The organism is Massilia jejuensis, assembly GCF_042656795.1.
GTDB classification, from domain to species: domain Bacteria; phylum Pseudomonadota; class Gammaproteobacteria; order Burkholderiales; family Burkholderiaceae_D; genus Telluria; species Telluria jejuensis.
The window spans coordinates 1-694 of record NZ_JBHSMS010000092.1; the positions used below are offsets into that span (position 1 = coordinate 1).

General features: G+C 57.2%; 1 protein-coding gene. It reads right to left on the reverse strand.

Features of this window, described 5'->3' with window-relative positions:
* Positions 1-686 (reverse strand): IS6 family transposase (locus ACFPOU_RS23640; RefSeq protein WP_379727539.1); only part of this gene is annotated, 686 nt, incomplete at its 3' end.
* Between the last annotated feature and the right edge of the window lie 8 nt (positions 687-694).

A 694-nucleotide genomic window follows, 5' to 3' on the forward strand; every position in this document is an offset into this window, starting at 1 on the left:
GGACGGATTTGTCCTGCAAGTGCGTAAAATTGGTCTGCGAATGACATCGAGACGCCTGTGCCGATGTCGAACTGCCCCTTCCGAATCATGTGCATCAGCTCGACGCCTGCCAGCACATTGCTGGCGGCTCGGAACGACTTGAAGCCCAGCATGGGCCTGGTTACGCGCTTGATCGCGCGATGGTCTTGCTCAACGATGTTGTTGAGGTACTTGACCTGGCGTACCGTAATCGGTACCGCCGTGGCGTTGTTGATCTCATCAATCGCGGCCTTGTTGGCACCGCTTTTGTCCATCGCGATTTTTTCGGGGACGTCTTGCTCGCGCATGGCCTTCTCGAAAAACCGCCTGGCGGCAGCCATGTCGCGGTGTGCCGTTAGAAGGAAATCGACGGTTTTCCCTTCCTTGTCGACGGCGCGGTAGAGATACTTCCAGGCGCCCTTGACCTTGATGTACGTCTCGTCCATGCGCCAGCTCCTGCCGACCTTGCGTCTGTGCTTACGGGACAGCTTCTCGACCAACGGCAAGAACCGGATAGCCCATCGGTTAACCGTGGAATAGTCAACCGACACGCCGCGCTCATCCATGATCTCCTCAAGGTGTCGATAGCTCAACGGGTACGCGGCGTACCAGCGGATGCAGACCAGGATGACGTCGGGCGGAAAGCGCATTCCTTTGAAGCTAAGCATGTCAAATC